Source organism: uncultured Pedobacter sp., assembly GCF_913776295.1.
Taxonomy (GTDB): domain Bacteria; phylum Bacteroidota; class Bacteroidia; order Sphingobacteriales; family Sphingobacteriaceae; genus Pedobacter.
Genome location: NZ_CAJYOJ010000077.1, coordinates 1 through 25,220 on the forward strand (window position 1 = coordinate 1; position 25,220 = coordinate 25,220).

At 40.9% G+C, this 25,220-nt stretch carries 19 protein-coding genes; 2 read left to right on the plus strand and 17 right to left on the minus strand.

Annotated features, from left to right (window positions below):
- Positions 1 to 250: 250 nt before the first annotated feature.
- The 14 genes from QZ738_RS17260 to sucD form a co-directional block, all read right to left on the minus strand.
- Positions 251 to 1,327 (minus strand): agmatine/peptidylarginine deiminase, encoded by a 1,077-nt coding sequence (locus QZ738_RS17260; RefSeq protein WP_293788976.1) that lies wholly within the window; start codon positions 1,325 to 1,327, stop codon positions 251 to 253.
- A 361-nt stretch (positions 1,328 to 1,688) separates the two neighbouring features.
- Positions 1,689 to 2,042, minus strand: a complete 354-nt coding sequence (locus QZ738_RS17265; protein WP_293788977.1) for a four helix bundle protein — start codon at positions 2,040 to 2,042, stop codon at positions 1,689 to 1,691.
- A gap of 155 nt (positions 2,043 to 2,197) precedes the next feature.
- Entirely contained in the window at positions 2,198 to 3,073 is an 876-nt protein-coding gene (locus tag QZ738_RS17270) for a carbon-nitrogen hydrolase (RefSeq protein WP_293788978.1), read from the minus strand.
- A gap of 277 nt (positions 3,074 to 3,350) precedes the next feature.
- Positions 3,351 to 4,493 carry an efflux RND transporter periplasmic adaptor subunit gene (locus QZ738_RS17275; RefSeq protein ID WP_293788979.1) on the minus strand — a complete coding sequence of 381 codons (1,143 nt, stop codon included), beginning with the start codon at positions 4,491 to 4,493 and terminating at the stop codon, positions 3,351 to 3,353.
- A 6-nt stretch (positions 4,494 to 4,499) separates the two neighbouring features.
- The gene (locus QZ738_RS17280) at positions 4,500 to 8,864 is read right to left on the minus strand and encodes a CusA/CzcA family heavy metal efflux RND transporter (RefSeq protein ID WP_293788980.1); all 4,365 of its coding nucleotides are present in this window, start codon (positions 8,862 to 8,864) and stop codon (positions 4,500 to 4,502) included.
- Between the two features lie 73 nt (positions 8,865 to 8,937).
- A complete protein-coding gene (locus tag QZ738_RS17285; protein WP_293788981.1) occupies positions 8,938 to 9,318 on the minus strand; it encodes a hypothetical protein in 381 nt (126 codons plus the stop codon).
- A gap of 207 nt (positions 9,319 to 9,525) precedes the next feature.
- Positions 9,526 to 11,598, minus strand: coding sequence for an SPFH domain-containing protein (locus QZ738_RS17290; protein ID WP_293788982.1), 2,073 nt, complete (start codon positions 11,596 to 11,598; stop codon positions 9,526 to 9,528).
- Positions 11,599 to 11,967: 369 nt separating this feature from the next.
- Entirely contained in the window at positions 11,968 to 12,189 is a 222-nt protein-coding gene (locus tag QZ738_RS17295) for a cysteine-rich CWC family protein (RefSeq protein WP_293788983.1), read from the minus strand.
- Between the two features lie 197 nt (positions 12,190 to 12,386).
- Positions 12,387 to 14,771: a ribonucleoside-diphosphate reductase subunit alpha gene (locus QZ738_RS17300; protein WP_293788984.1), complete on the minus strand. Its 2,385-nt coding sequence runs from the start codon at positions 14,769 to 14,771 to the stop codon at positions 12,387 to 12,389.
- A gap of 161 nt (positions 14,772 to 14,932) precedes the next feature.
- Entirely contained in the window at positions 14,933 to 15,904 is a 972-nt protein-coding gene (locus tag QZ738_RS17305; RefSeq protein ID WP_090771670.1) for a ribonucleoside-diphosphate reductase small subunit, read from the minus strand.
- Positions 15,905 to 16,350: 446 nt separating this feature from the next.
- Entirely contained in the window at positions 16,351 to 16,731 is a 381-nt protein-coding gene (locus QZ738_RS17310) for a septal ring lytic transglycosylase RlpA family protein (protein WP_293788985.1), read from the minus strand.
- A 144-nt stretch (positions 16,732 to 16,875) separates the two neighbouring features.
- Complete coding sequence (locus QZ738_RS17315; RefSeq protein WP_293788986.1) at positions 16,876 to 17,379, minus strand: methionine-R-sulfoxide reductase; 504 nt, start codon at positions 17,377 to 17,379, stop codon at positions 16,876 to 16,878.
- A 246-nt stretch (positions 17,380 to 17,625) separates the two neighbouring features.
- The gene (locus QZ738_RS17320) at positions 17,626 to 18,018 is read right to left on the minus strand and encodes a GxxExxY protein (RefSeq protein WP_293788987.1); all 393 of its coding nucleotides are present in this window, start codon (positions 18,016 to 18,018) and stop codon (positions 17,626 to 17,628) included.
- 188 nt (positions 18,019 to 18,206) lie between these two features.
- Entirely contained in the window at positions 18,207 to 19,079 is an 873-nt protein-coding gene (gene sucD / locus QZ738_RS17325) for a succinate--CoA ligase subunit alpha (RefSeq protein WP_293788988.1), read from the minus strand.
- Between the two features lie 1,201 nt (positions 19,080 to 20,280).
- Between sucD and QZ738_RS17330 the strand changes: the two genes are divergently transcribed.
- On the plus strand, positions 20,281 to 20,700 hold the full coding sequence (locus tag QZ738_RS17330; RefSeq protein ID WP_293788989.1) for a cupin domain-containing protein: 420 nt from the start codon (positions 20,281 to 20,283) through the stop codon (positions 20,698 to 20,700).
- A gap of 178 nt (positions 20,701 to 20,878) precedes the next feature.
- On the opposite strand, the gene rlmF is transcribed toward QZ738_RS17330, so the two are convergent.
- Positions 20,879 to 21,847: a 23S rRNA (adenine(1618)-N(6))-methyltransferase RlmF gene (gene rlmF / locus QZ738_RS17335; protein ID WP_293788990.1), complete on the minus strand. Its 969-nt coding sequence runs from the start codon at positions 21,845 to 21,847 to the stop codon at positions 20,879 to 20,881.
- Between the two features lie 221 nt (positions 21,848 to 22,068).
- Positions 22,069 to 23,337 carry a C4-dicarboxylate transporter DctA gene (gene dctA / locus QZ738_RS17340; RefSeq protein ID WP_293788991.1) on the minus strand — a complete coding sequence of 423 codons (1,269 nt, stop codon included), beginning with the start codon at positions 23,335 to 23,337 and terminating at the stop codon, positions 22,069 to 22,071.
- A 214-nt stretch (positions 23,338 to 23,551) separates the two neighbouring features.
- Here dctA and QZ738_RS17345 point away from each other — a divergent pair, with 214 nt between their 5' ends.
- Positions 23,552 to 24,148, plus strand: coding sequence for an RNA polymerase sigma factor (locus tag QZ738_RS17345; RefSeq protein ID WP_293788992.1), 597 nt, complete (start codon positions 23,552 to 23,554; stop codon positions 24,146 to 24,148).
- Between the two features lie 3 nt (positions 24,149 to 24,151).
- On the opposite strand, the gene QZ738_RS17350 is transcribed toward QZ738_RS17345, so the two are convergent.
- Positions 24,152 to 25,153, minus strand: a complete 1,002-nt coding sequence (locus tag QZ738_RS17350; RefSeq protein ID WP_293788993.1) for a hypothetical protein — start codon at positions 25,151 to 25,153, stop codon at positions 24,152 to 24,154.
- Positions 25,154 to 25,220 lie beyond the last annotated feature (67 nt).

Below are 25,220 nucleotides of genomic sequence, written 5' to 3' on the forward strand. Positions count from 1 at the left end.
AATTTTTCGGACTCCACCGACCAAGCCCTATTACTGGCTTTGAAAGAAAAATTTTCAGCCGGCATTTTTTGTTACTTTTTGATGCCAAAAAGTAAGAGCCATTCGGCGGCGGTGAGCCGAGGCAAGACTGTGCTGTATGGCATAAGAAATCAGTTACGTCATTTATATTGATTTTTATACCATAAATTATTCCTCAGGATGACAATCGCGCAGAATGGAAATGGAAACTACCAACTTGCCAACTCCAAACTTAAACCGCTGGTTCCTGCTGACTCAAACAATGAAAGCTACCCAAACCCCAGATGATATCAACCGAGTTGATCCCTACTACCTTCCGGTCAGGGAAACAGCCCTGAATAATATCTAAAGCTTTCTGGTCGTTCACATCATCAAAAACCGGAACAATTACAGCCGAATTGGCAATGTAAAAATTGGCATAGGAAGCCGGCAAACGGGTATCATCATAGATTACAGGCGAAGGCATTGGCAATTCGACAATGTTCAGGGGCCTGCCATCTTTTAATCTCATTTCTTTCAGTGCCGCTAAGTTTTCTTGTAGCAACACATAATTTTCATCCAAAGGATTATTTTCTACGACCGTTAAAACGGTATCTTCGTTTACGAAACGGGTAATGTCATCGATATGACCATCCGTATCATCACCTACAATGCCATCGCCCAGCCATAACACCTGATCCTGGCCATAATATTCAAGCAAATATTGTTCTATCTGCTCCTTTGTTAAATGTGGATTACGATTCTCATTCAGGAGACATGCTGTAGTCGTTAAAACCGTACCAGCACCATTAAACTCTACAGAACCACCTTCCATTACAATATCAGGATTGAATAATGGCAAATTAAAATGTTTCGCAATTTTAGTCGGCACTACATCGTCCAGGTCAAACGGAGGGTACTTACCGCCCCAGGCATTGTAGCCCCAATCTACCACTGCTTTGTCATTGCCATTAAGCACAAATGCAGGCCCATGATCGCGGCACCAGGCATCATTGGTTTCGTTGAAATAAAATTCAATCTGCGTTAAATCGGCATCTACTTTTTTAAGTTCGGCAATGGCAAAGGCTTTCATTTCTTCGTCTTTTACATTGATCCTTACTTTTTCACCCTCAGCCACCACTTTGATAAACTGGCAATAAGGGGCGTAAATAGTTTCGATCTTGCCCGGCCAACTGGCTTCTTTGTGTGGCCAGCTTAACCAGGTAGCCTCGTGTTTAGTCCACTCAGCAGGAAAAGCGTAACCTTGATTTTTCGGGGAATAATCGAAATGATTGATATTTAAATCTTTTCTTGGCGGAAAGTTTGACATATGTTTTAGTCCGAAGTCGGGTGTCCGAGGTCCGGTGATTTAGTGTTAATAAAGTCCGAAACTCGGATGTCCGAGGTCCGGTGAGTTAATGTTAATAAAGTCCGAAAGTCGGGTGTCCGAGGTCCGGTGAGTTAATGTTAATAATGTCCGAAATCGAATATCCAAGGTCCGGTGAGTTAGTGTTAATAAGTCCGAAAGTCGAATGTCCGAAGTCCGGTGATTTAATGTTAATAATGTCCGAAAGTCGAATGTCCGAAGTCTGGTGATTTAGTGTTATTTTTCAAAGTCCAAAAGTGGAGTCCGAATATCTAGTTTCGTTAGCCATGGCTGCAATATTTTCAGACTTCGACCTCCACCTAACTTAATTTAGCGATTTGATTAAAGCCGAAATCATGATCAAAACCTCTTCACACGCCTGATAATGCTTTTGAAAGATTTCCTCAGTAATATATCCCCGCCTGATAGCTAAATGCAAACAATTCACGACTTCTATATCTGATCTTAATGCATAGCCTAAAAACTTTTTAAATTCTGGATTACTCTGTCCCGTGCTACCTTCTGCTATGTTTATAGAAATGGAGTCTGCTGCCCGTTTCGCTTGCGATGTTAGAACATAAATCTCTTCTTTGGGGAAAAATTTTGTCATTTTATCTATTTCATCTGCAAGATCTAAAGCTTTTTGCCAAACCTTAAGTTTTTCAAATTTAAAGGCCATATGTTATCAAAGGTTAAAGTTCGAAAATCAAATCTTTCTGATATAATCTGTTAAAATATATACAAATTACAACTTCTTAAACTTTGAACCAAACCTTTGCCTGTTACAGTTATAAGCCTGGGCTTCCGACTTCGGTCTCCCGACCTCTGACTCATTTAATCCCCATCAATATACCTTTTCGTGATCGGCTGGTAAGAATCAATTCTTCTGTCTCTTAAAAACGGCCAATGTTTACGCATAAAATCGCTTTGATCGAGATCCAGTTCCACTACTTCGGTTTCTTCCTGATCATGCGAAGCTAGATAAAGTAACCGGCCCTGTGCATTGGTAGCAAAACTGCCTCCCCAGAATTTCATTGCGCCATCCTGCTCAAAACCTACCCGGTTTACACTCACCACCGGAACTCCGTTTGCCACAGCATGCGAGCGTTGAATGGTTTGCCATGCATTGTACTGATCCTGATTGGTTTCCTCATCCTGATCGGTAGCCCAACCAATTGCTGTTGGATAAAACATGATATCGGCACCCATTAATGCGGTAATACGGGACGCTTCCGGATACCATTGATCCCAGCAGATTAGAATTCCGATCTTGGCGAATTTGGTTTGGAAAACCTTATATCCCAAATCACCCGGTGTGAAATAAAACTTCTCATAGTAAGCCGGATCATCAGGAATATGCATTTTGCGATACTTACCTAAATATGCCCCATCGGCATCTAAAACAGCAGTAGTGTTGTGATACAAACCTTCGGCGCGTTTTTCAAACAGCGAAGCAATAATCACTACGCCTAATTCTTTCGCAACTACCTGCAAAGCATCGGTTGACGGGCCTGGAATAGCTTCCGCCAGGTCGAAGTTGTCGTAATCTTCCACATCGCAGAAGTACAGGGATGTGAAAAGTTCCTGTAAACACACAATCTGTGCTCCCTTTGCAGCAGCGTCCCTTACTTTCGTAATGGCTTTATCTAAATTTTCCTGTTTATCTTTAGTACAGCTCATCTGCACTAAACCAACATTTACTTTCTTCATTTCTTAAAATTATTGGATAAGCGAATGTTAAAATGAATGAGTTTACCAACCATTCCGCCATTCAAAATCCAGTCATGCTAAATCTGGATGCAAAGTTACTATTTTGTTTAAAAGTAGAACGGCATAAAATTGTAAATGTTATTTAAAATAAGCTTCAATCATTTTCGCCAAACATGATGATTTCTTGTTTTTAAACGCAAGCTCAGGAGCGCAATAAGATGACTCAATTGCGTGGCTTAACTTTGAAACACCTGTAAATGATAAGATCATTCAAAGCCTATTCTCCTTCTTCTCCTCCATTTTTCATTTTCATTAAAATGGCATAGGCATTTTTTGTCACTACATTACCGGGCTTTTTATTGGTTTTGATTTCTATAAATCCATCCATAGTTGTTCCAATTTCTACATTAACCATTTTGTAGTGTTGGTGGCCCAGTTCTTCGAAAATGTAATACTTATTTTCCCATTTAACTACAGCATCTTCCGGTAAAGCATCAACGGTTTCGTTGCCGATAGAAATGGCTGCATTCAGAAAGGAGCCTGGTAATAGTTTACGATCTGAATTTTGGATATCGCAATGCACGGTGGTAGTCCGGTCGTCTTCAATACTGGGTGTAATCAGATGTATTTTAGCGATATATTTCTTTTCGGGATTTGTCGTTGTGTTACAGACAACCTCCTGTCCTGGTTTTAAACTGGCTGCATCTTTTTCAAGTACAGTGAGGTTTGCGTGTAATTCTCCCGGCCCTATCAATTCAAATAAAATATCGGTTGCATTCACAAACTTGCCCGTGTTTACATTCACCTTGGTAACATAGCCACTAATGGGCGAATAAATTTTGATGGTACGGGTGATCGAATTTTCGTTTAAAGTTTCAGGATTAATGCCAATTAGCCTCAGTTTTTGAGCAAGCGCTTTTACCAAAACTTTTTGGTTGTTATAATCGCTCTCGGTTTGCTGAAAGATTTTATCGCTCGTTGCCTTGGTTTGATTTAGTCCCTTTTGCCTGGTATAATCTGCCACCAAAAACTTCAGCCTGTTTTGAGCAGTCAGGTAATCTTGCTGCAGTTGAATGTACTGCTGATCTTCAACGGTAGCTAAAACTGCCCCTTTGTTGACAAACATTCCGGGCATGATAATCATTTTCTTAATATAGCCACCCATAGGTACACTTACGGAATAGGTGTTTTCTGGTGGTACATCTACAACACCATTAACATTAATGGTACTATGCATTGTTTTTTGTGTGACTTTGCCCGTTAAAATCCCGGCATTTTTTACCTGAGCATCGGTGAGTTGTACCTCGTCGGCATTTGCCATTGCAGGTTTCTCTGCCTGAGCGGTTTCTTTTTTATCTGCACTGGTGCAAGCCAGTAAAAGTGACATGCAAACCAATCCCGCTAATATTTGAGTTTTCATTTTATCTTATTTATCTGTTGCTGTAATACGTTCAATTTCAAAAGCAGCTTCGTTAAATTGCTGCACTTTATCATAATATTCTGCTTTAACCTGTATGAACTGGTTAACCAGTATCACCCAGTCCAAATAAGCAATCTCGCCAGCATTAAGTTTATCAGAAGCCGTTCTGAAAATATCACCAGCGTTTCTTAACGCGATTTTATGGTAAGAACTGATCAGCTTTTCAAGCCGGGTATAGCGTTCAACTGCGTTTACTAAATTATTATCCAAAGTTTTTTTTGTTAAGGCCAATTCTTTTTCACGCTGTTGGATAAGGATGCCATTGGCTTTAATACGGGAATTTTGCGCACCGAAAAAGATTGGAATTCCAACACCAATACTAACAGAAGAAAACCTTTTACTTTTGTCGAAATACTGCTCTGCCCCAATACTGTTGGTTTGCCAACCGATAATACTCGAATTATTGTAACCAAAACTTAAAGAAGGCATCAATTTACTTTTTTCAAGTGCCTTTTGCTGCCTGGCCAATACCAGCTGCTCTTCGCCCAATTGCAACAAGGGATGGCTGAGTTCATCCTGTTTAAATAAAAGCCTTGTGGAGTAAAGCAGGCTATCGGCCTTCGGGTACAGGTTTTCACGGCTATTTAACAAAAAACTAAACCTGTTTTGCATCAATACAGCATCTGTTTTAAGCAGCTCCAGTTGATTGTTAATTTGCTGCTTTTGATTTTCTGCAGTGCGAAGTTCCAGCAAATCAACATCACCGGATTTAAAACGCTGCGTAGATTTATCTAGAAATGCACCATAAACACTATCGGCCCAAAGTAATAATTTTTGTTTTTCGCTTAATAGCAAAAGGCTATAATAGGCCGATTTTACCTCTGTTTTCAAATCGAGCTGACGGGCATCCACTTCAATCTCGCTGATGCGGAGATTTGTTTTGTGAGCCGCAGATTGCCTGGCATACACCGATGGAAAATCAAGTGTTTGCATGACAGAAAATTTATTGTCATTCGCCAGGCTATTGAATTTACCATAATCGAAACTGACTCCTGTTTTTGGCGCATCAAAACTACTTTTGGCTATTTGCTGATAATACTGAACGTTGCTTTTGGCAATCTGCAGCGATAGGTTGTTTTTAACAGCAGTATCCAGTGCTGCTTTTAAGCTGATATTTTTTTGAGCATTCGCATGGAAAGTCCCAAAAAGTATTATCAGCGCAGTTATGGCAAGTTTATTTTTGGGTTTAAAATACGAAAAGCCCTTTTCAAACAATATGTATAACATGGGCAAAACAAATAACGTTAGTAAGGTAGAGATTAATAAACCACCAATAACCACTGTAGCCAGCGGCTTTTGGACCGCACCACCTGCTCCGGTACTGATCGCCATCGGAATAAAACCTAGCGATGGAACCAGGGCAGTCATTAGAACAGCACGTAGCTTCGATTTCGTTGCATGGATAACGATCCGCTTTACATCAGTCCACCCCTCTTTTTTTAACCGGTTAAATTCCGAAACCAGTAAAATTCCGTTCAATACGGCTACACCAAAAAGCGCGATAAAGCCAACCCCTGCAGAAATACTGAAAGGCAGATCCCTGATCCACAGGGCAAATATGCCACCCGTTGCGGAAAGCGGAATGGCCGTGTAGATTAGAAGACCTTGTTTAACCGAACTGAAAGCAAAATACAGGAGTAAGAAAATTAGTAATAAAGCGATCGGAACTACAATTGCCAAACGTGATTTTGCTGCCGTCATGTTTTCGAAAGAGCCACCATAAGAAATGGTATAACCTTTAGGTAAGTTAAGTTTTGCACCGGCTTTCTGTTGTAATTCTTCTACAATCGACTGAACATCTCTATCCTTAACATTAAATCCAACAATGATCCGGCGTTTGGTATCTTCCCTTTGAATCTGATTAACCCCTTCCACTTCTTCTATATTTGCTACCATGCTTAAAGGCACCTGGGTACCGGATTTGGTTAAAACCATCAGATTTTCAACGTCTTTGATATTCTTTCTGGCTGCCTCATCCAGGCGTACCACCATATCAAAACGTTTTTCTCCTTCGTAAACCTGGCCGGCCACCTGGCCTGCAAAAGCAGTATTAACCACGCGGTTTACATCACCCACGTTTATACCATATTTTGCCATACCATCGCGGTTGTATTTAATCACCACCTGGGGCATTCCTGTAACCTGTTCCTCATAAACATTAATGGCGCCCTTAACCGTACCGATTATACCTCCTAAACGTTTGGCATAAACAGCCAGCGAATCCAGATCTTCCCCAAATATCTTACAAACCACATCCTGCCTCGCTCCGGTCATCAGTTCGTTAAACCGCATTTGTACCGGAAATTGAAAGCCTACCGTAATGCCGGGGATAACTTCAACAGCCTTGGTCATTTTAGCACTCAATTCCGGAAATGATCTGGCGGAAGTCCATTCTTTTTTAGGTTTTAAAATCACCATCATATCTCCTGCTTCAAAAGGCATGGGATCTGTCGGCACTTCGGCACTTCCTATTTTGGTTACTATTTTTTGCACCTCCGGAAATTTCTCCAACAGAATTTTCGATGCTTTCTGTGTAGTTTCAATCGTATTGTTCAGGTTACTTCCGGTAAGTAGACGGGTCTCCACTGCAAAGTCTCCCTCTTCCAACTGTGGAATAAATTCGCCACCGAGGGTACCCATTATAAAAATAGAAACGGCAAATAGGGAAAGCGTAACCACCAGAATGGTTTTTGGAAAACGAAGTACTTTACTCAATACTGGCTGATACTTTCTCTCGAGCCAGGCCATCAACTTATCGGTTAGGTTTCTTTTATGGCTGATGGTTTTATTCAGACACAAAGCCGACATCATTGGCACATAAGTAATGGATAAGAGAAAAGCCCCAAGAATAGCAAAAGCAATGGTCCAGGCCATGGGTTTAAACATCTTACCTTCAATACCTTCCAATGATAAAATGGGCAGATAAACAATAAGTATAATAATCTGGCTGAACACCGCCGATTTAATCATCGATCCGGTTGATTTTTCCACTTCATTATCCATCTGGTTTTGATCTATTTTACCAATGGCCTTAAAGTGTTTGCTGTGCGAGAAGCGGTGGAGAATGGCTTCTACCACAATTACAGAACCATCTACAATTAAACCAAAATCTATGGCTCCAAGCGACATCAGATTTCCACCCACTCCAAACTTGTTCATCAATATGATGGCAAAAAGCATGGATAGCGGGATTACAGAGGATACGATCAAACCGGCACGAAGATTCCCTAAGAAAAACACCAGTACAAAAATCACAATCAGTGCACCCTCCATTAGGTTGGTTTCTACCGTACTAATGGCATTATCAACCATTTTTGTCCGATCTAAGAAGGGCTCGATTACCACACCATCAGGAACCATGGTTTGAATTTTCGCAATTTTATCTTTTACCCGCTTAACCACAACAGAAGAATTTTCGCCCTTTAACATCATCACAACAGCTCCTGCAACCTCACCTTGCGCGTTATAAGTCATGGCACCATAACGTATGGCCGAACCATACTGAACTTTGGCAACCTGCCCCATCAAAACAGGCATTCCGTTTTCAAGCGTTTTCACCACAATCTTTTCGATATCGGCCAGATTAGAGGTTAATCCTTCGCTTCGGATGTATAAAACGGTTGGTCCTTTTTCGATATACGCGCCACCTGTGTTTTCGTTGTTTTTTTCCAGGGCATCGAATATTTCGGCAATGGTAAGTCCATAGGCTTTAAGTTGGTCTTGCCTCACGGCAACTTCGTACTGTTTCAGCCTGCCGCCAAAACTAGATACCTCTGCCACCCCGGGAGTACCCAAAAGTTGTCGCCTCACTATCCAATCCTGAATAGTACGCAATTCCTGTTCGTTGAATTTGCCTTCGTAACCTTTTTTTGGCCGAACTACATACTGGTATATTTCGCCTAAGCCCGTTGAAACAGGAGCCATCGCCGGCGACCCTATGCCTTGTGGAATTTCCTGCTGTACCTGCTGTAAGCGTTCGGCAATTTGCTGTCTTGCCCAGTAAACATCAGTGTCTTCCGTAAAAACGATCGTAACCAACGAAAGTCCGAAACGTGAAAAACTCCTGATCTGCTTCAGCCCCGAAATACTGCTACAAGCTTGTTCAATAGGAAACGTAATAAGACGCTCGATATCTGGTGCGCCTAATGATGGAGATACGGTAATGACCTGCACCTGATTGTCGGTGATATCGGGAAGTGCATCTATCGGTAATTTGGTAACCTCGTAAGCACCCCAACCAATCAGTGAGCATACAAACAATCCAATAATCAGTTTATTCCGGATGGAAAAACCGATAATTTTATTTAACATGATAACTTAAATTAAAATACAGACATATCCAGAAACCATCGTAAATGGTTCTGAAAAAAATTAAAAAGAAATTCTAAGCTATGGAGATGGGCGGGCGGAACAGGCTTCCGAAAGTAGGATTGCTGTAGCAATTGCTATAATTAAAAGCCTTTTTGGTATAAATATTTAGACATACCACTTTTAGTAATATAAATTTTTCTGCCGGAACGCCAACTGATATGATATGATGACCATCAATCTTTTTGAAGGGAAGTTTCATATCTTCTTCATCATCATGATCGTTCGGGTCTTGCCCAAAGTAATGCATTTCGAGAAAACCGATGAAACTAAGTTCTGCGTTTAGCTGATGATGCTGTAAATAGTGAAGAACAAGTTGAGGCATCTTGATCACTTCCCTGACAGAGGTATTAAAAATGAGCACAGGGAAAAGTAGCAGAAGTACAACTTTATTCACCCTGCAAAGATAGTAAAGCCATAAAATAATTCAAACCAAAGTGCTTATTATATCTGTTACTTTACTTAAAAACATGCTAATTGCTGCGGGCATCAAAAAATTTCTTAGCAACCGGTAGATATCCGCTGAAGGGACGTAGCCTGTCGTAAAATCATATAGAATGAGCAGGTGGACATTTAGGCTGTCCACCTGCTTTGTTAGCATGGTTTAGGGATTGATATTATCTTTTTTCGGTTTCGTTTTGCTTTCCACAACTTCTGTAACGGTTAACACCTCCTTACGTTTTTCAGGATCCATTAACTCCATCAGTTTTAACCCTAATAAACCATCCATTGCTGAACCACCGTGGTTGCCTCCGCTTCCGCCAATTAATACATCAGGGATCAGTTTCACATTACCTTTGGATAACTGTTCGGTAATTTTGTAACGGGTAAAGTTTTCGCCTCCTAAAGCTTTAACAGCAAGTTCGTAAGCTTCTGCTGTAGATTTACCAACTGCCAGGATTTTGCCTGCTTCGGCGTTACCGGTTAACGAGATCTGTTCTGCCTCTGCTGACGCACGTAATTTAATGGCTTCCGAATCGGCTTGCGCACGTGCTTTTGTAGCTTCAGCTTCAGCATGAGCGCGCATTTTGGTCGCTTCGGCCTCGGCACCTACTGCCAGTTTTACTCCGGCCGCGTCACCCTCCGATTTTTTTACCGTTGCACTTGCGGTACGCTCGGCAATCTCTACACTTTGCTGTGCTTTCACAATATCTTTCTGCATATCAGCAATGGCAGTTTCCTTTTCCATTCCCTGGCGCGTTTCCTGCGCCTGTTTTTGCGTTTCGTATGTTACCTTTTGTTCTTCTGCAATTTTACGGTCGGTTAAGGTTTTCATCAACGATTCTGGCGGAACAATATCACCAATTAAGGTATCAACCGCATTTACGTTATACTCATCAAGCACTTTACGAATATGCTCTTTAGCGGATTCCTGACGCTCTCTACGGGTACTCAGGAAAGCAATTACATCACTGCCCTGTGCCGAGTTACGGAAATAGTTCCCGATGGTAGGCTCTAAAACCTGCGAAACCAGATTCACCATGTTCCCAAAACGTGCAATAACTTTTGGTGCTTCGGTAGTGGGTACATGGATAATCTGTGCCACATCCAGATTAAAAGGGAAGCCATCTTTGGAACGTACAGTTATTGTTGACAGGTTTTTATCAAGGTTGTGTGCTTCACTACGTGCCGATGCCCAGTTGAGTACCAGATTGGTTGTGGGAACCAGCTCTACCTTCATAATGTATTTGTTGATCGGATATTTCCCTGGTCCAAGCGGTTCCAGCCAAACGCCTTTAGATCCTTTGGCTACAATATTACCATGTTTAAAATCGGCACCGGTTAAATCATCACCCTCCTTACCAATAAACGAAATCACCACGCCTACATAACCAATGGCAATCTCCGTCATTGGTATTTCTTCCAACTGGATAGCCCAGGGATTTAAGTTGTAAGAACCAGCCAGAATGACCTGTGGCTGCAAACCTCGGTTACCACCATTTTTGATAAAGGCATCAAAATCCTGGAAATTGTTGTGGCCTTCTACCAATTTGCCCGCAATCTGGTTGGCTTCGATCGGTAAACCATCCAAGGTAGTCACAATACCAACCATACTCTCCTGAATACGTATCATATCGGTAACCGAAACCTGAAACAGCATGGTATTGATCCGGTACGAACCGGAAGTGATATACGCGGTTTGCCTCCCCCGCTGGCCACCGTTTTCAAGAAACTTTACGGCATCCTGAAAATTATCAGACTCCACTTTTTGTCCCAGAATATTACCTGTCGGGATTTCGGCCCCATCTTTAGCCATAATGAGTCCGATTTTTCCTTCAGGAATAATGGTAAATTGCTCCATGGTTACACTGTACTGCCAAAACCACATCCCGAAATACAGCCCGGGCGCCAACGTTTTTCCCTGAAAACCGGCTTCGCCTTTAATGGCGATGATACGCCCGTCGGGCAGTTCCCGATCGGAGCCCAGAAGTACAAATTTTTTGGTAATCAACCCGATCCTGTCTTCGGGTACGATGACCATCCCGAATAAGAAACGTAAAATATATTTGTATAAAACGATGCACAACAGTGCCACTAAAACCCACCAGTAATTAGAAATGAGCGCTTCCATAATGTTGCTATATTTTTCTTTTTTTAAACCTGATAAACCATTTATCAAGCGCGATATGGATATCAAATGATGTGCTTTATTATCATTTTTGAAGCTTATTTTCAAACTATTTTTTATTGATTTTAAGCCATCAAAAATGACCCAGAATCCATTAAGTACGAAATGTCACCTGCAGATGACATTTCCGGGAATAAGCTAACTGAACGCTTATAATGAGCAAAACTAAGGCATTTTGACCTGTGCAAATAGCCTAAGAAATTTTAAATGTATAAATCACAATTAATGCGAAAAAGATGTCCTTTTTTTGACCTCAGGAACTGACCTGATTGCCAGACAATGTTCACAAAGCCGGACAATGGAAGGCGATATGGATATGGTTAACCTCATGTGTTTGGGCCACATATAATAATTATATCCGTTTAGGGGCAACGCAGCCCAGGGATATAACTGGGAAGGCGACAATTACTTAAAAACTTAAACGCCCATTTCTTCTCTGTACTCCTGTTGCAGTTCGAACAGACATTTTGCACAAAGACAGCCATCATAAAGTTCGGAGATATACTGTACTTCGTTAATGCTAAGCTGTACCACGCTGCACTGGCATTTGGTATAGGAATTTGCCTTGCATTCAATAGCACTTCCGCATCTTTCGCAGGGAATGATTTCGTGTTTGCTATGTTTTAAGGTTGAAGGCATAGGCTATAAGGTTTAAGGTAAAACCTATCGTAATACAAAAATATAAACAAAAAATAAGGTTTTGAGCGTTTGCCCAAAACCTTACCATATAATTAGATTCGTCATCCTGAATTTATTTCAGGACCTGCCTGATAGATGCTGAAACAAGTTCAGCATGACGGCCACTCCTAAAAGTTTCCTCTTTGGGATTTAAAGGTTTAACCAGAGCAGCTAATACAACCTTCTTCCATGGTGCAAACCGGACCGGTAATGATTTCTTCAGCTACCTGATCTTGTGGAATTTCGGCAGGGATAACCGCTTCAATTGCTTTACCTCCCTGATTCTCAACTGTAAACTTAACTGCCTGAGAAGCCGCTTGGGTACGCAAGTAATACATACCGGTTTTCAAGCCTTTCTCCCATGCATAAAAGTGCATTGATGTTAATTTTGATGTATTTGGCGCATTTACAAACAGGTTTAATGATTGTGACTGACAGATATAAGCGCCACGGTCGGCAGCCATATCGATGATGTTACGCATTTTGATCTCCCAAACGGTTTTATACAGTTCTTTAATGTAATCAGGAATTTCAGGAATAGCCTGGATTGAACCGTTGGCCAATATGATTTTGTTTTTCATATCGTTGTTCCATAAGCCCAGGGCTACTAAATCTTTCAACAGGTGTTTGTTTACCACCACAAACTCTCCGCTTAATACCCGACGGGTGTAAATGTTAGAAGTGTAAGGTTCAAAACACTCGTTGTTACCTAAAATCTGCGAAGTAGATGCAGTTGGCATTGGAGCCACCAATAAGGAGTTATACACCCCATCCTTAATTACTTTTTCGCGCAAGGTATCCCAATCCCAACGTCCGCTGTCTGGTTTTACATTCCATAGATCAAATTGGAATTTACCCTCAGACAATGGCGAACCTTTAAATGTCTGGTAATGACCGTGTTTCACTGCTAAATCGTGTGAAGCCGACATCGAAGCGAAATAGATGGTTTCGAAAATATCTTTGTTCAAACGTTTAGCCTCATCGCTTTCGAAAGGTAAACGCAACAGGATAAACGCATCAGCCAAGCCTTGCACACCTAAACCAACCGGGCGATGGCGCATGTTAGAGTTTTCCGCTTCCTGGACAGGGTAATAGTTATGATCGATGATTTTATTCAGGTTTAAAGTAGCCTGATAAGTTACATCGTATAATTTCTGGTGATCAAAAGCACCGTTGATTACAAAACGAGGCAGTGCCAGCGAAGCTAAGTTACAAACCGCCACCTCATCTTTAGAGGTATACTCGATAATTTCGGTACACAGGTTAGAACTTTTAATGGTACCTAAGTTCTGCTGGTTAGATTTGCTGTTTGCTGCATCTTTAAACAACATATAAGGTGTACCGGTTTCGATCTGAGAATCCAGGATAGCAAACCAAAGTTCCTGTGCTTTAATGGTTTTACGGCCACGGCCTTCCGCTTCGTATTTAGTATATAATTCTTCGAATTCCTTGCCGAAACAATCTGCCAAACCTGGTGCTTCGTGTGGGCAGAACAACGTCCATTCGCCATTATCCTTAACACGTTGCATAAATAAATCGTTAATCCATAGTGCATAGAACAAATCGCGCGCGCGCATTTCTTCTTTACCATGGTTTTTACGAAGATCTAAAAATTCGAAAACATCTGCATGCCAAGGCTCAAGATAAATAGCAAAAGCACCTTTACGCTTACCTCCACCCTGATCTACATAACGCGCAGTATCGTTAAATACGCGTAACATCGGGATAATACCATTACTTGTACCATTTGTACCCCCAATGTATGAACCCGTAGCACGGATATTATGAATGCTTAGACCAATACCACCAGCACTTTGCGAAATTTTAGCAGTTTGCTTTAATGTATCATAAATACCTTCAATGCTGTCATCCTGCATAGTTAACAGGAAACACGACGACATTTGAGGTTTTGGTGTAGCCGCATTGAACAACGTTGGTGTAGCATGTGTAAACCAACGCTCGCTCATTAAGTTATAGGTTTTAATGGCGCTTTCGATATCTTCTTTGTGGATACCAACCGCAACACGCATAAACAAATGCTGAGGACGTTCTACAATCTGACCATTAACTTTCAACAGGTACGATTTTTCCAAAGTTTTGAAACCAAAATAATCGAAACCAAAATCGCGGTCATAAATGATCGAACTATCTAAAATATCCTTATTTTTTTCAATGATCTCATAAATATCATCAGCGATGAGAGGGGCTTCTTTCTGTGCTTTCGGGTCGAAATATTCGTACAACATTTTCATCGTACCCGAGAATGACTTAGTGGTGTTTTTATGTAAGTTGGAAACCGCAATACGCGAGGCCAACAAAGCATAATCAGGGTGTTTGGTGGTTAACGAGGCAGCAGTTTCTGCAGCAAGGTTATCCAACTCCGACGTGGTTACCCCATCGTATAAACCTTCAATTACCTTTTTGGCAACGTCAATCGGATCAACAAGATCTGAATTTAAACCATAGCAAAGTTTTTGAATACGTGCTGTGATTTTGTCAAACTGCACCGGTTCTTTCCGGCCATCTCTTTTTAGTACGAACATATTTTATGAGATTATTAGTTAATATTTAGTAGCGGGTAGTAAGTATCAAGACTTAATATCCACCTTTACATTTTTGTAATTTAATTAATTGGTATTAAGTGATGAGTATCAGGTATCGAGATTACAACAACCTTCCACCCTCAACCTTTTAACCTTCCTCCTTAGAAGTCTTCATCTAGAGAAAACGCCTGTGCTTTGTTATCGGCAGCGGTTAATACACCACTTTTCTGATAATCGCCAACACGTTTTTCGAAGAAATTGGTTTTACCCTGTAAGGAGATCATTTCCATAAAGTCGAAAGGATTAGTGGCATTGTATATTTTTTTGTAACCTAACTCCTGTAACCACCTATCGGCCACAAACTCGATATATTGGCTCATTAATTTTGCGTTCATACCAATCAAGGCAACTGGTAATGCATCGGTGATAAATTCTTTTTCAATTTCAACGGCATCGCTGATAATGCCATGCACCTGTTCTTCGCTCAGTTTATTGCTCAACATACTGTACAACAGGCAGGCAAATTCGCAGTGAGAACCTTCATCTCTTGATATCAACTCGTTACTGAAAGTTAAGCCTGGCATTAAACCGCGTTTCTTTAACCAGAAAATTGAACAGAAACTACCGCTGAAGAAAATACCTTCAACTGCAGCAAAAGCTACTAAACGCTCAGCAAAAGTTCCGTTATCAATCCAGCGCAAGGCCCATTCAGCCTTTCTCTTTACGGCCGGAACGGTATCAATAGCATGGAACAAGCGATCTTTTTCTTCCGGATCTTTAATATAGGTATCGATTAATAAGGCATAAGTTTCTGAATGGATATTTTCCATCATGATCTGGAAACCGTAAAAGCAGCGCGCTTCCGGAATCTGAACTTCACTCATGAAGTTTACTGCAAGGTTTTCGTTTACGATACCATCACTGGCCGCAAAAAACGCTAAAATATGAGATATGAAATGTCTTTCCCCGTCGTTAAGGTTTTCCCAATGCTTAAGGTCATCAGAAAGGTCGATTTCTTCGGCAGTCCAGAAACTGGCCTCCGTTCTTTTATACATCTCCCAAACTTTCGGATACTTAATCGGCAAAAGCACAAACCTGTCTTTGTTTTCTTGTAGTAATAATTCCTGTTCCATATGCTGAGGTTTTTAAAATCTTTATTTTTTTACAGAGCCGACAAAGACATGCATCCACCAATTTATATATGATGATTGTAATGTCTTGCTCAAAACGCTGCTGTGAAAGTGCTAACCCTATTGCCTGGCAAACAACTGAATTTTTAGTTGCGAAAATTTAGAATGATAATCTGAGAGATCTACTTATAATTAACTAAAAACTAAGCTTTTATATTTGTTTCCAAGCGCAAGAAGTTAAAGAACTTTGTTATAACAAATATATACACGGTGGCTATTTTTTGTGAACCAAAGTTGTTAACACTCCACCTGATTACTGAGGAAAAACGATCAGCCTAATATCATTTTCGATCGAAAAAAAAGCTAATCGTTTGTTTTCAAGGCTTTAACAAACCAAAATGAGTGTTAATAACTTAAATTTTAGGAGTATTTTGAGGCTAAAAAGGGTATTATTCAACCGTATAACTAAGCTTTACTTTAGCAATGCCCTTGTGGTAGATACCGATCTGTTTGGCCGCCCGCTCAGACAGATCTATAGCGAGTTTTTTAGAATATGGACCACGATCGTTCACTTTAACTACGACCGATTTTCCATTGTCGGGATTGGTTACTTTAACCATAGTACCCATGGGCAGGGTGCGGTGGGCAGCAGTAAATTTTTTCGCCCGGTATTTGGCGCCGCTGGTGGTTCGGTGACCTTCGAATTTTCTGTGATAATAAGTGGCGAGAACTGTTTTTTTGATACTATCCGGTTCATTTGACGAATCAGAATGCTGTGCTTTAACTTGTAAAAACAGGAGGCAAAAACTTAATAACAACAGATACTTCATAGGCTAAATTTTATTTATCGAGCCAGCAAATATAAGCATTTAGTTTATAATCAATAATTTGTGGAAAAACAGCTCATTTTTGTGTATAAAAAAAGGCGTAAAGCTTATCGCCTTACGCCCCTACCTAACCCTTCTACATCTACCTTATTTTTGATCCGGCACGAAATTCATGGAGATCGAATTTACACAATGACGGGTGTCTTTATTGGTAAATCCTTCGCCCAAAAATACGTGACCAAGATGCGCGCCACAATTGGCGCAAACAATTTCTGTACGCGAGCCATCAGCATCAGGAATACGCTTAACAGCGCCTTTAATTTCATCATCAAAAGCAGGCCAGCCACAATGTGCATCAAACTTACTTTCTGAGCGGTATAAAGGAGCGTTACAACGTTTACACGTATAAGTTCCTTTTTCTGTAGTATGTTCGTATTTACCTGTGCCCGGATACTCGGTACCTTTATGTACAATTACCCTTTCTTCTTCGGGCGTTAATGGATTCCAGTTCATCTTTTTCTTGGGTATAATTTGTGTTGCGTCTGTTGCCTGTTTTGTTTCTTTCTTATCCTGCTTTTGCGCACAGGCAGAAAGCCCGGTAATTAAAACAACAGCTGAAAGCAAAAATAGTTTATTTAACATCGTTTTCATACTTCAATATACGGTATAGATATTATTTTGGTTTGCTGGTTTAAAGGTTTGCATGAGTGTTTACAAAGTAATGATAATACAGGTGGCAGTTGAGCGTTTTCAGTTGGGAACTGGCAAGTCTGGATGCTAAAGGTGCAATCATTCCAGAAATTGCTGGTTGTCACGGAGGATAGGAAAGTTTTTTAAATTTTCTTATACGCCAAAAGTTTTTTGCCACGGAAACACGGAATGCACGGAAGCTGATTTTTAAAGAACAACACGTCGAATGTCTAAAGTTGGTTTGCCAAAATTTAAAACTAAGCCCACTGTACAGCCTGAGCATTTTAAATAATTGATAGTTTGAGCCAGATCCTCGTTGGCAATTCCGCTTTTAGATTTAATCTCTAACACAATCGAATCAAAAACTATAAAATCAGCATAAAAGCTATGAGGCAATAAAACCTCTTTATAATAAACCGGATAAAACTTTTCTCGCTCGTAAAAATAGCCTCTACCATCTAATTCAATACAAAGCGCATCTTTGTAGACGATTTCTAAAAAACCATTTCCAAGTTCTTTATGAACAGCGATAGCAGCATTAATAATTAAATCAGTTTCATTTTTATAGGGAAAATTATCTTGTCTTATTTCATAATTCATAATGATAATTTTGAACTAATTTAATGATAATTCTAACATTCTTTCATTTCTATTTCCGTGGTGCTCTGTGTTTCCGTGACGACTAATTTTTTAACCCTGTGGCTACTTTGTTTTCGGGCAATCTAACCAAATAAAAAAGCGCTTCGAACCTAATCGAAACGCTTTCCTTTTTATGTAAATTTAAAATCTTACTTCGCTAATTCTTCCGCAATTGCAACTCCAATTTCTGCAGGACTTTCTACTACCCGGATACCGCACTCGCGCATGATCTTCATTTTTGCAGCTGCAGTATCATCAGCACCGCCAACAATTGCACCCGCGTGGCCCATTCTACGTCCCGGAGGCGCAGTTTGACCAGCGATAAAGCCAACAACAGGTTTCGTACCGTGTTCTTTGATCCAACGTGCAGCTTCAGCTTCCATACCACCACCAATTTCACCAATCATGATGATACCGTGCGTTTCCGGATCGTTCATTAATAATTTTACTGCTTCAACAGTCGGTGTTCCGATAATCGGGTCGCCACCAATACCAATAGCAGTAGTAATACCCAAACCAGCTTTAACCACCTGATCTACCGCCTCGTAAGTTAAAGTTCCTGATTTAGAAACGACACCTACATGACCTTTTTTGAAGATAAAACCTGGCATAATACCAATTTTGGCCTCATCAGCAGTAATTACACCAGGGCAGTTAGGACCAATCAGCGTAACATCACGGTCAGCAATATACTCTTTAACCTGAATCATATCCTTTGTCGGGATACCTTCGGTAATACAAACAATAACTTTAATACCGCCTTCGGCAGCTTCCATAATGGCATCAGCAGCAAAAGCCGGCGGCACAAAAATGATCGATACATTTGCACCCGTTTGATCAACGGCATCTTTAACAGTATTAAAAACAGGCTTTTCTAAATGTAATTGCCCACCTTTGCCAGGTGTTACACCACCAACTACGTTTGTACCATAGGCCAGCATCTGCTCAGCGTGGTAAGTTCCTTCGTTTCCGGTAAAACCCTGAACGATAACCTTAGAATCTTTATTTACTAAAACGCTCATGTATCAATATTTTTTTGTGCAAAGCTAATATTATTGAACTGGAATTCAAATCTAAAACCATATTATTTAGTCCGTTTTTTCAGTAAAATGTAAGGAAATGGTTTTGAGCCAAAAGCGGAAAGACTAAAGCTAAAAGCAGAAAGACTAAAGCTAAAAGGGGAAAGACTATAGCTAAGCGCAAAGCGAAATCAATTATTATATTACTGTTACAAAAAAATTCTAGCAGGAGTTACATCTCGCTTTTTGAAAAGATTAAATTGCAGGATAAAAGACTTTAGGCAATAAAATCGGAGCAAGCCCTTTAATTAAGTGCAACGACGTAAAGCGAATGGCAGGACTAAAGACCGCCGAGAGACACAGCACGTCCGTTTCCTAATCAAAAGCATTAACACTTAAGAAAAAAAATAACAGTCTCCGATTGGTTCAGTAACAAAGTTAGATGCCTTTGGCAACATGCCTGGAGCAAGCCCCTCGGTAATAAACCTGACAGCAGCGAACACGAAGTGCAACGAAGTAAAGCGAATGGCAGGACTAAAGACCGCCAAGACCACTGCACGTCCATTTCCTAATTAAAAATATCAACGCTTAAAAAAAACAAACATTCTCCGATTGTTCAGTAACAAAATAAGATACCTTTGGCAATATGCCGAAAGCAAGCCCCTCGGTAATAAACCTGACAGCAGCGAACACGGAGTGCAACGAAGTAAAGCGAATGGCAGGGCTAAAGACCGCCAAGAGACACAGCACGTACGTTTCCTAATCAAAAGCATTAACACTTAAGAAAAAAAATAAACAGTCTCCGATTGGTTCAGTAACAAAGTTTAGATGCTTTTGGCAACATGCCTGCAGCGAGCCCCTCGGTAATAAACCTGACAGCAGCGAACACGGAGTGCAACGAAGTAAAGCGAATGGCAGGACTAAAGACCGCCAAGAATTACTGAACGTCCGTTTCCAAATTAAAAACATTGACGCTTAGGGTAAGGATATGGACAGTTCGCTATCTGTTACCTCAAGCAAAAGCCAGAACCACTGCGATCGGTTTGGTAACAAAGTTCAGACGCTTTTGGCATCATCAGGGCGAAACACTTAAATTTACCTGTAGAGACCAAAGAATAAAGCTTAAAGACCAAAGCAAAGAGACTGAAGACCAAAGCAGAAAGACTAAAGCTTAAACCCAATAACTATTATAACAACGAGCCGAATGAACAGCAAAGCATTATCCTTACTATTTTTAATCTTTTTTATCTCAATCGCAGCTAAAGCTCAGACTGCTGATACCAGTAAATACATTTTACAAAATGATGCTGAAATAGCGAAGCAAGAACCAGGAACCCACAATGGCGGAGGTAAAACCATTGGCTTTAACTTTTTCTCTAATGCCAAAAACCTGAAAACAGCTTTTAGGAAAAGGATTTTGAAACCGGGCTCATCAATCGGCTATCACCTGCAAAAAGAGGATGAAATTTATTACGTAATCAGCGGAAAAGGAACCATGCAAATGAACGGAAAAACTTTTGCGGTGAAACCCGGCGATGCCATTCTAACCCGTCCGGGCAGCTCTCATGGCATTGCACCGGATGCAGACAACGATCTGGTGATTTTGATTGTTTATGAAAAATGATTGACAGTTTTCAGTTTACAATTAGCAGTTTTCAGTCAGCTGTTTTCAGTGGGTAGTTGGCAATTTATGGGCGCAAGTGCAAACAAAATGCCGAATGAATCTTATCCACTCGGCATTATTATATGATTTGATTGAATGATGTATCCAAAACTGAAAACGCTAAACCGGAATTCCCAATTTAAGCCTTCCATCCTTTCACCCATTCGTTCTGGGCTCTTTCATCCTGAAAAGTCCAGGCTACGAAGCGGCTTATTTTCTGGCCCTGGCTCATGATAACCGTACGTACTTCAAAAGCATTTGCTTTAACCAAAGCGTTATAAATGCTTTTTAGGTTTGCGCTTTTGGAAACGAGTGAACTAAACCATAACACCTGGTTTTTAATCTGCGCACTCTGGATAATCATCTGCTCCACAAAAGCACGTTCGCCTCCCGGGCACCAAAGCTCGGCCTTGTTTCCACCAAAGTTTAATACATGTTTTACTTCTTTTTCATTTCCCCCCAGGTTGCGCCATTTTTGGCGGGTGCCCTGCTCAGCTTCTTTTAGGGAAGAATGGAAAGGTGGATTACAAACCACCGCATCAAAACGTTCTGTTCTACCTACAATTCCCCTGAAAATACCCATTTTAGATGATTGCTGACGGATTTCTATCGCACCCTGCAATGGTTTGTTGGCTTCAATAATGCGTTTCGCCGATTCGACCGAAAGTGGATCAATCTCCGAACCCACAAAACTCCATCCGTATTCCTGATGACCAATGATGGGGTAAATACAGTTAGCGCCTACACCAATGTCGAGCACGTTGATTTTGGGGCCTTTTGGATTTTTACCTTTATTGCTTGATCCCAACAGATCGGCAACATAATGGATATAATCTGCCCTGCCCGGAATAGGCGGACAAAGAAAATCCTGCGGAATATCCCACTGCTGGATATCGTAAAAATATTTCAGCAATGCCCTATTTAATGCTTTAACGGCATTCTGATCGGCAAAATCGATAGAATCATCATTGTGTTCATTTTTAAAAACAAAACGTCTTAGTTCTTTTGAAGCGGCAATAAGTTGTTTGAAATTGTAACGTGAACGGTGTTTATTGCGTGGATGCAACTCGCTTTTTTCTTTGCGGTTATTTTGTTCTTGCTGGGCCAATGTACTATGGGTTAATTAAACAAGCTGTGTTGCCTGTTTCTGCTACAAAGATACGGAAAAAGGTTGAGGGCGGGAAGGTTAAAGGTTAGAAGGCCTTGAAAAACAATCGAATTAGCTTGGAGTTGGGAGTTCGGAGTTTTTAGTTAGGATTAGACTCAACTCCAAACTAACCGTTTGCTTTCGACTTCCTGATCGCCTTACGCCAAACGCTCAACTCCAAATTAACCTTCCTTACCCTTTTCTATGGTTACAGGTTGAATGGCCTTCAGATATTTTTCTTCATCGAACTGATTTTCACTTTTGGCTATCACGATAGTGGCCACGCCGTTTCCAATGACGTTAGTGATGGCCCTGGCCTCGCTCATAAAGCGGTCTACACCAATCAAAATGGAAATATGTTCAATGGGCATAATTTTTAAAGCGGTGAGGGTTGATACCAATACGATAAACCCACTTCCGGTTACACCGGCAGCACCTTTTGAAGTAACCATAAGTACACCTAAAATGGTAATCTGCTGCCCCAGGGATAAATCGACATGGAAAACCTGGCAGAGAAATATTACCGCCATGGCGAGGTAAATTGCGGTACCGTCAAGGTTAAAAGAATAGCCGGTCGGAATGACCAAACCCACCACCGATTTATCGCAACCTATGCTCTCCATTTTCTGCATCATACTGGGCAAAGCCGATTCGGAAGAGGAAGTGCCCAATACAATCAGGATTTCCTGACGGATGTATTTGAGGTAAGCCCATAAACTGAACTCATAATACCTGCAAATCCCATTCAGCACGATAAAAATAAAAAGGAAACAGGTTAAATATACTGAACCCATCAGTTTGGCCATGCCAAATATACTTTCCAGACCATGGGTACCGATGCTAAAGGCCATCCCACCGAAGGCACCAATAGGTGCCAGGCGCATAATTACCTTCATGATTTTGAAAAGCACTTTCGATATTTTGTCGAAGGCATTTAAAACGCTGGTTCCCTCTCCACCCAGTTTATTTAATCCGTAACCAAAAAGGATTGCAAATAATAAAATTTGTAAAATGTTGCCTTCGGCAAAAGCAGCGATAACATTATGTGGAATAATATGCAGAAAGAATTCTGCCCAGTTCATTTCTTTAGCCTGCTCAGCATATCCAGCAATTTTTGTCGCATCGCTGGTCTTGGCCACCATTCCGGCACCGGGTTTTAATATATTGGCCACTAATAAACCGATCGCAATGGCGACCGTGCTTACCATTTCGAAATATAATAATGCCTTACCGCCTACTCTGCCTACTTTTTTCATATCGCCCATGTGTGCGATGCCCAAAACAATGGTAAAAAATATGATCGGGGCAATTAACATGCTAATCAGGTTAATAAAACCCTGACTGATTAGTTTAGCTGTTGGCGCAAAACCGGGAAAGTAAGTACCAACCATAATACCCACCGTTATGGCAATTAAAACCTGAACGGTTAAATTGGAAAATATCTTTTTCATTGATGCTTAGGAAAAATGAAAGATAGGGTAATTTTTCTTTCCGTTCCTATACTCGTTTAAAATTACCTGTAACATGCTCCTCTACGATGCATTTGGAAGGCATAGCAGATTGACAATAATCAAGACTCCTTTGTTAAATCGGGTTACAAAACTGGATTTATTCTACAGTAATTCATATATTTAGCGACCTAACAAACCAAACCTCCAAACATTCATGTCTTTATACAACCTATCTGCTGAAAAGATATTACTGCAAAAAATTGCCGAGGGTGATGCCTATGCCTTTAAGCATGTTTTTGAGCTGTATAAGAACAAAGTATATAGTTTTGTGGTCCGGTTTGTGCACTCAAGGGCTGATGCTGAAGAAATTGTACAGGATACTTTCTGCACCATCTGGCAAAAGCGTGATATATTGCCCAACATTGAGCACCCGCGCAACTATATATACACTATTGTACGCAATAAAACCTATACTTATCTGAACCTGGCCGCAAAAAATCAGAAAGCGCTGGCCCAGGTATGGGCAAACATGCAGTTGGAACAGAATGATATTGCCGATCTTACCGATTTAAGGGATAGTGAACTTCTGATCAAAAAAGGGCTTTCCAACCTATCGGAGCAAAAGCAACATATTTTTAAACTGAGCAGGATAGATGGGATGAGCCATGAAGAAATCGCCGCACAGGTTGGTTTATCCAAAAGCAGGGTAAAAAATGTGATCGTAGATGTACTAAAGTACCTGCGCCATTATCTTTCCGAAAACAATATCAGCATCAGTATTTCCGGACTGTTGTTTTATTTCATGAGGTAAATCCTATTTAAAATACCTGTTCATAAATGCAGTAACCGCTCTTGCTATTGATTTTGCGTAATTGTTCCTGCTTCTATCATTCATCCTAACGTCCTGGTTAAACTCAAGCTGAATAGCCGAGATATTGCCCGAAAACCGGGATCCGTGCCTCGCCGTATTATAACCACCGTTGAAATACCGTCTATCGGGAAAATCATTTGCATCTATAGGATTGGGATAGGCCTTTGACGGTGTTGCCGTAAATCCCCCTTCATTTAACAGCGTGCCAAGTGCCGTATCTCCTGTAGCCAGTTCTTTCATGCTCGCCTTTCCCGATCTCACCAATGCCCTTACACTCGATTGATCAGCCAGTTTTTCGAGGTCGCCACTTAAAAAGTCTTTACCGCTTAATAATAGTCCTACTTCTGTTCGCTGTGGCCGGTGCGCATTTCCATGAATATTAAGAACTAATCCTGAACCATTTTTAGCCACCTGAACCTTGGCATCCTCAATATATTGATGAAAAGCTTTCCAGGCGGCGATGGCATTTTCATCACCCTGTGCGGCTAATGACATGGCCCTATTGGCATCCAGCTTACTCCGGTGCAGGTGATTAAGCACCACATGCGGACGTAATCCGGTCACTTTTCTGATCTCCTCTGCCAGGGCCAGTGTGAGTTCCAGTGTTTTCGAATCAGCCATTGCCGAGAAACTTTCGGTATCGCCATAATCCAAATCGCTTCCCGATACCACAAAATCCTTAGTGCGCGTATGCATAAATTCCGGTTTGAGGTCGCCACCATGCGGCGAAGTAAGAATCAGTTTTGAGCCGGCATCGCCTGCAATGTACTCGATAGCTATTGCGTGCTCACCAATAGCTGATTCAACCTGAAAGGTATAACTTTTACCTGGCTGATACCTCCGTAGACTGTCTTGCAGTGAAAATGTTTTAGCAATGCCCGATGCCTGGTAACCTAAGCCGCTCAGCAGCAGTATAACAATATAAATCCGTGTTCTTAAAGACATTTTTTTGGTTTTAGATATAGACTTTTTCTATGTTTAAAAGGACCGCGAAAAAAAATATTTTTTTTCG

Coding starts and splice junctions, on each gene's coding strand:
- QZ738_RS17260 (WP_293788976.1), bottom strand. CDS start 1,327: ATGTCAAACTTTCCGCCAAGAAAAGATTTAAATATCAATCATTTCGAT.
- QZ738_RS17265 (WP_293788977.1), bottom strand. CDS start 2,042: ATGGCCTTTAAATTTGAAAAACTTAAGGTTTGGCAAAAAGCTTTAGAT.
- QZ738_RS17270 (WP_293788978.1), bottom strand. CDS start 3,073: ATGAAGAAAGTAAATGTTGGTTTAGTGCAGATGAGCTGTACTAAAGAT.
- QZ738_RS17275 (WP_293788979.1), bottom strand. CDS start 4,493: ATGAAAACTCAAATATTAGCGGGATTGGTTTGCATGTCACTTTTACTG.
- QZ738_RS17280 (WP_293788980.1), bottom strand. CDS start 8,864: ATGTTAAATAAAATTATCGGTTTTTCCATCCGGAATAAACTGATTATT.
- QZ738_RS17295 (WP_293788983.1), bottom strand. CDS start 12,189: ATGCCTTCAACCTTAAAACATAGCAAACACGAAATCATTCCCTGCGAA.
- QZ738_RS17300 (WP_293788984.1), bottom strand. CDS start 14,771: ATGTTCGTACTAAAAAGAGATGGCCGGAAAGAACCGGTGCAGTTTGAC.
- QZ738_RS17305 (WP_090771670.1), bottom strand. CDS start 15,904: ATGGAACAGGAATTATTACTACAAGAAAACAAAGACAGGTTTGTGCTT.
- QZ738_RS17310 (WP_293788985.1), bottom strand. CDS start 16,731: ATGAAGTATCTGTTGTTATTAAGTTTTTGCCTCCTGTTTTTACAAGTT.
- QZ738_RS17315 (WP_293788986.1), bottom strand. CDS start 17,379: ATGAAAACGATGTTAAATAAACTATTTTTGCTTTCAGCTGTTGTTTTA.
- QZ738_RS17320 (WP_293788987.1), bottom strand. CDS start 18,018: ATGAATTATGAAATAAGACAAGATAATTTTCCCTATAAAAATGAAACT.
- sucD (WP_293788988.1), bottom strand. CDS start 19,079: ATGAGCGTTTTAGTAAATAAAGATTCTAAGGTTATCGTTCAGGGTTTT.
- QZ738_RS17330 (WP_293788989.1), top strand. CDS start 20,281: ATGAACAGCAAAGCATTATCCTTACTATTTTTAATCTTTTTTATCTCA.
- dctA (WP_293788991.1), bottom strand. CDS start 23,337: ATGAAAAAGATATTTTCCAATTTAACCGTTCAGGTTTTAATTGCCATA.
- QZ738_RS17345 (WP_293788992.1), top strand. CDS start 23,552: ATGTCTTTATACAACCTATCTGCTGAAAAGATATTACTGCAAAAAATT.
- QZ738_RS17350 (WP_293788993.1), bottom strand. CDS start 25,153: ATGTCTTTAAGAACACGGATTTATATTGTTATACTGCTGCTGAGCGGC.